This window comes from Acidithiobacillus sp., assembly GCF_023255755.1.
Taxonomy (GTDB): Bacteria; Pseudomonadota; Gammaproteobacteria; order Acidithiobacillales; family Acidithiobacillaceae; genus Acidithiobacillus.
On sequence record NZ_JAGDVS010000036.1, the window covers coordinates 1,890 to 7,038 of the forward strand.

Annotated in this window: 7 protein-coding genes; 4 read left to right on the forward strand and 3 right to left on the reverse strand. The window is 57.8% G+C overall.

Features of this window, described 5'->3' with window-relative positions; all coding sequences use genetic code 11:
• The coding region (locus Q0C48_RS02755) for a hypothetical protein (protein WP_291521320.1) at positions 1-266 on the forward strand (266 nt) is incomplete at its 5' end.
• Between the two features lie 380 nt (positions 267-646).
• On the opposite strand, the gene Q0C48_RS02760 is transcribed toward Q0C48_RS02755, so the two are convergent.
• From Q0C48_RS02760 to Q0C48_RS02770, 3 genes are read right to left on the reverse strand one after another with little or no spacing between them, the layout of a single operon-like run.
• Entirely contained in the window at positions 647-2,029 is a 1,383-nt protein-coding gene (locus Q0C48_RS02760; RefSeq protein WP_291521322.1) for a replication initiator protein A, read from the reverse strand.
• Positions 2,030-2,061: 32 nt separating this feature from the next.
• Entirely contained in the window at positions 2,062-2,370 is a 309-nt protein-coding gene (locus Q0C48_RS02765; RefSeq protein ID WP_291521324.1) for a hypothetical protein, read from the reverse strand.
• Positions 2,363-2,998, reverse strand: a complete 636-nt coding sequence (locus Q0C48_RS02770; protein ID WP_291521326.1) for a ParA family protein — start codon at positions 2,996-2,998, stop codon at positions 2,363-2,365. The genes Q0C48_RS02765 and Q0C48_RS02770 overlap by 8 nt, the downstream gene beginning before the upstream one ends.
• A gap of 210 nt (positions 2,999-3,208) precedes the next feature.
• Between Q0C48_RS02770 and Q0C48_RS02775 the strand changes: the two genes are divergently transcribed.
• The 3 genes from Q0C48_RS02775 to Q0C48_RS02785 all read left to right on the forward strand — a co-directional run.
• The gene (locus tag Q0C48_RS02775; RefSeq protein ID WP_291521328.1) at positions 3,209-3,637 is read left to right on the forward strand and encodes a hypothetical protein; all 429 of its coding nucleotides are present in this window, start codon (positions 3,209-3,211) and stop codon (positions 3,635-3,637) included.
• Positions 3,634-4,092, forward strand: a complete 459-nt coding sequence (locus tag Q0C48_RS02780; protein WP_291521329.1) for a DUF2442 domain-containing protein — start codon at positions 3,634-3,636, stop codon at positions 4,090-4,092. The genes Q0C48_RS02775 and Q0C48_RS02780 overlap by 4 nt, the downstream gene beginning before the upstream one ends.
• 302 nt (positions 4,093-4,394) lie before the next feature.
• The coding region (locus Q0C48_RS02785; protein WP_291521331.1) for a hypothetical protein at positions 4,395-5,149 on the forward strand (755 nt) is incomplete at its 3' end.

Below are 5,149 nucleotides of genomic sequence, written 5' to 3' on the forward strand. Positions count from 1 at the left end.
AAAAGGCCCTTGGACGGCTTGCGCCGCCCACGCCGCACCCACCCCCTTGCCCACACTTCGCCCACCGGCTGCGTCGGCTTCCAGGGCGGCCTACGGGGCACTGCGCGGCTGCGCCTTGCCCAAGCTGCCAAGCAGAGACAAAACACAGCCCCGAACACCATCCTCTTGCCAAGCTGGGGTTGCTTGCGGGGGGTGCCGCCAAAGGCGGGGGGCTGCTAGGCCCCCTGGGGGTCGAGGCGGCGAGCAGCGCAAGCCCGCAGGGCTGAGCAGCGCAGGACAGGGGGACGGCAGTCCCCGCCGCCTGGGGACCACAAGCCCCAACGGGGCGTGATCTCCCCGCAAAGCGGGGGCTCGATGAAATATTTCGGCTTGTGCTGTCGCCCTGACATACAGAGTTATCCACCGTTTGGGGGGGTGGACTGCGTTAAAGACTTTATAAGTTAAAGACCGCGCGCGCGCGTTACGGTTTTTGAAACCCGCGCCGTTATTGGCTTGGCGGGGTAGTTTGGTGGGTGAAATCACGAATGATCGGTGGGTGAAATCACGTGCCCATTCACAGGCAAAGGTGGGTGAAATCACGTGTCTATCCACAGGCGTGATCTTGCGGTGGGTGAAATCACGAATGAGAATACGTATGTACTTCCGATTACTGGCCAGATGATCGCTCGGCCACGCTGGCGATCAGCCGTTTTACGTCTCTGGTGAGGAATGTCACATCGTCGTCGTTGAGGACAAGCTGATACTCGGGCAGGCTGTTGTCGCCTTCGATGGCGCGGATGGCTCGTCGGAACTCTTTGAGGGTCGATTTACTGCCGGCCTTGGCTTGCAGCAGATCAAGACCGATTTTCCATTGCGTCTGGTGGCCACAGTGTTTGCGGGCCAGTTCGTAGAGTCGCCGAGCCAATGGCTTGCGTAGCCGGAAATAGTCCGGGTGAATCGTTAGAACTTCATACGCCTGAACCGCGTTGTAAAGCCACTCGGACAACGTGACCTCGACGGCGATCATGCGCTCGTCTGTCGGCGATTTCTCGATGATTTTCCAACGGTCGATGATGCCGAAGCCTTCCCGGATTCGCTGTCCACCGGTTCTGATGTCGGTCGTAATTGATGTGCCGCGCAACCGCTCGAACGCCTCATGCAGTAGTTTGTACCCACGTCCGCTGGTGTCACGGTTTGTCGCAACAAGAAGGTCATAGACCGTGAAGCGGACCGTCCGATTTTTCGCGTCGTCGCGACCTCTGTTCAGTCCCTCGGTCATCTGCGAAACCACGTAAATCAGAACGTCCTTGTCATGTTGTGTCGCTCTGCCAAGCACTGACGGCGTGACTTTCACTGCCCTATTTCCGTCGCGGCTCGACCACTGCCAAATGCTCAAGTCTGGCTTGGTCGCTAGAGTGAAAATCGGCGCTTCCATGCTCGCACCGTCATCCTTCAAGGCATAGTCGAACATGTCGGCCAAGAAGAAATCCCGATTTGGGTGGCGAACCTTGACTAGTCCGCCCTGGGCCTGCGGACTGCCGTCGGTTGCCTCCGCAGCTGCGCGGACCTCTGCACGCTGCCGCGCCTTCAGAATATTCACCTGATCTTCGATCACCGCATCCAGTCCGGCACGTTGCACCTGCAATGCGTCAAGGCGTTCTCGCACTACGCGGACTTTCGAACTATCAAGGCGATCCTGATTTGCGACACGCGCCAACTCACGATTGGTCGCGACGATCTGTTCAGACAGCACGCGGTGAGCAGCACGCAAGTAATCCAGACTTCCGGGCGACACTTCCTCAGCTGGCATATTCCAGCTTTCGATCACGTCTTGATCGCCCAAGGCATCGTCCTTGTTGACCACTCCAAAATCCTCCCCGCTGATTTGGTCGACAGGCGCGGCACCATCGCCAAATGGCAATTCACGTTGCGCTTTTTTTTCGCATCGATCGCAATCGCGCATAACTTGGCCAAGGCGAGCTGACGATGAGGCCAGATCCTCGTCCACCGGACCGGGGCCGTTATTGCCCTTCTTTTTAGCGTCGCCCATAGATGCCACTGTAGTCGCTAGCTTGTAGATAGTTAGCCGCTAGCTTTCTTATTTTTGTAGAGTTCCAGGGCGCGTTCTAGTACCTCGACAAGTAGCAACCCGTCGCGGCGCGCAAGTGACCGCAGTTCTGCGTCCCATTCCGGACGCACGCGGGTTGCGAATTGCAGAGTTCGATTGGTACGACGAGCTGAGCGCCCATCCATACGCTGGAATGGTTCGGAACTAGTCACCTGCACATGGACAACTGGAACCGCCTCCGGCGCATGCAGGTTGTTACTTGCTTCTTCCATCGGCGGTGGTGCGCCGAGAGTGTTTCTCTTCAGTTTGGATACGTCAGCCATTGTTGGTCACTCTGTCGATGAGGGATTGAATCAGGGTGTCGGCGCGCCCGTTGAGGGCCGCGTAACGGGTTTCGGTGATCGCGTGCCCAGCGTTTTGCGCCTGGCGATAAGCCGGCCGCTCAAGTAAGCAACCTTCCAGAACGGCATAGCCTGCTTCTGCCAAATAGGCCCTCGTCTCAGCCTCTTCTGCCTGCGTACCGATGCGGTTCAAAGCGAACGCCAAACGAGCAGACGGAACTCCAGCCTTAACCAAGGCGTGAAATTCCCGCACAGCAGGCCGCAGATCGTCCAGTGATGCCCCTGTTGGCTGCACAACCAAGTTGGCCGCTCGCGCAATTTCAAGCGTCGCCTGGCTGGTTCTGGCCGGGCCATCCAGGATGAGGATGTCGAAACCGTTGGCGACACCGAGGGCTTGCGCTGCTGTGGCGAATGCTTCGACGGACACCGATGGCTCGATGCCTGCATTGAGCCGTTGCCGGTGCCAGTCAACGGACGTGCCCTGCTGGGTGTCCAGATCAGCCACCTTGACGCGCAACCCACCGGCGGCGGCCTCGCGCGCCAATGCGCGGGAAAGGGTGCTTTTCCCGACCCCGCCTTTCTGCGAAACGAACGCGACGACTGCCGCCATAAGGCCTCCTAAGTTTGATAGCTAGCTGCTAGCTTACGCAAAAGGAAGGCAATAAGCAAGCTGATTGCTTGTAGCTATCTAGCTGTTTTTAATTAGCTATATCTGCGTCGTCATCACCACCGCAGGTCGATCAACCGCAGACCCACGGACTGATAAGCATGACTCCAATCGACACTCATTTATCCCATCGGTTAGGTTATTATTTGACAGATGAAAGTCTGCTCGCATCACGGACTGGTGATCGCTGTTCTCACGCGCAACGAACATTGCCCGCCGCATGTGCATGTGGGCACGCCATCCTGGGAGGCGCGCCTCACGTTCAGCTTCTGGCATCAAGGGGTGCGGCTTTGGGATGTCGTTCCATCGCAGGATGCGCCAACAGTCTCGGTGCTGGAGGGTGTTCGCCTGACAATCAAACAGGCGCCAAACCTGCGCCGCGCCAGAGAAATCTGGTGGTCAAGTCGCCAGACGCTCTGCCTGGATCGCCAACTGTGGGATGAGGCAGCGCAGGAGGTGGTCAGCCCACGGGATGGGCGCCCTGGGGCCGTGCCGATTATCTCGGCGCGTTTTGATGCAACACGGTACAGGACGATCCTGCACCTGGCCGGATACAACCAGCCTTTGGAGATTGCGCTATGAAAACTGTCGTCGCAAAAATTCGGGATGATGAGGCGGTGACGCCTGCTGTTTTGCAGCGGGCCGTGGCACTTGGGCAAAAGCGCAAGGGCGGCGGCATCCATGCGCAATCCCTGCGTTACCTGCCGGAAATTCGCGCCCTCATGGTCGGCTTTGCCGACCGATCCGCCATCGTGCTTCCTGTGGAGAATGAGCCTGAACTCGCGGCGCTTGGAGATGATGATCTCAAACGGATGGAGCTGGGGTTCGCGGGGAGCGCTGTTTGCCTAGATGACCGCGACGTGCACGTGTCAATTGCAGGCCTGGTTGGAACCAGTGATTCACTGCGCAGCATGGCCAAGACAGTCGCCGCGTCGATCGTCGGGAGTGTGAAAAGCACGGCCAAGTCGGCAGCATCCCGCGAAAATGGCAAAAAGGGCGGCCGTCCGAAGGTCGCCGGGCTGGCTCATTCAACGTAATGTCTTGTTTTGGCCTCCTGTCTGATCTCGGCTTTCCCTTTGTGGAAGCAACCAGGCGGCACGGCAAACGAGACAGTTTGGCGCAAAGAGTCTAGTTTTTGATACGGCCCTTGGCCGCCAGCATTTGGCGCACTCGCGCTAGTAACGCACCGATACATTTGCGGCCGAGCCTCACCCCACTTTCATATACAATCATTAACAATGTCTTGCATATTCTGATGGGTGTCGAGGCCTGAAGCGGACAGGACTTGGCTGACTACGCTACCACCCATATAACCATCCGCTACAACAGGGAGCTCTTGATGTCGTTGGATCAGCGCATTTTGCATGGTGTTGGAGTGTCGTTGCGTCGCACGTCTTGGACGGCACGCTTGGGGGCTGTGGCCGCGCTCAGTCTGAGCCTGACGGCCTGTGGCGGGGGAAGCAGCAGCGGCCCTAGTGGACAAGCCCAGAATACGACTCCATCAACGACTCCATCAAGTGTCAATGGCACGGTCGCCTATGGGAATCCTGTTGTTAGCGGCTCTGTTGTCGCCTTTGATGTCAATGGCAACAAGTGCGGTTCCGCAACCACGGCGAGCGACGGCACCTACAGCATGAGCACAAACTGTGCTCCAGGGCCTGTGGAGATCGCTGTGATCTCCGGGGCCCCAAACAACATCCCCCTAATGACGCTGGCCATCCCCTCGGATGGCAATTCTCCTGTTAGTGGGACCGTCAATATCACGCCATTGACGACGAGCATCGCCTATTACTTTCTTGGCACGCAACCACTGGTAGGAAGCCTTCAGAGCCCAAGCAGCTTCACCCAAGCTGTTGAATATGTTCCTAAGGTTTTAACCGCGGCGTACCAGCAAAAAGGAGCTTCTGCTGCCTTTGCAGCCATCAATTCAGCGTATCAAGGTGCTGCACAGCAAGTCTTGATCGCGCTCTCCCAAAGCCTCACAACTTACGGTGTATCGACTTCTTCTGACTTCAACCCAGTCACCACGCCGTTCTCTGCCAACGGTCAAGGTGTGGATGCCTTCTTTGATGCCTATCCGGAGACTGTCACAGG

Excerpts from the sequence above, each read along its gene's own strand:
- Q0C48_RS02770 (WP_291521326.1), bottom strand. The coding sequence starts at position 2,998 with ATGGCGGCAGTCGTCGCGTTCGTTTCGCAGAAAGGCGGGGTCGGGAAA.
- Q0C48_RS02775 (WP_291521328.1), top strand. The coding sequence starts at position 3,209 with ATGAAAGTCTGCTCGCATCACGGACTGGTGATCGCTGTTCTCACGCGC.
- Q0C48_RS02760 (WP_291521322.1), bottom strand. The coding sequence starts at position 2,029 with ATGGGCGACGCTAAAAAGAAGGGCAATAACGGCCCCGGTCCGGTGGAC.
- Q0C48_RS02765 (WP_291521324.1), bottom strand. The coding sequence starts at position 2,370 with ATGGCTGACGTATCCAAACTGAAGAGAAACACTCTCGGCGCACCACCG.
- Q0C48_RS02780 (WP_291521329.1), top strand. The coding sequence starts at position 3,634 with ATGAAAACTGTCGTCGCAAAAATTCGGGATGATGAGGCGGTGACGCCT.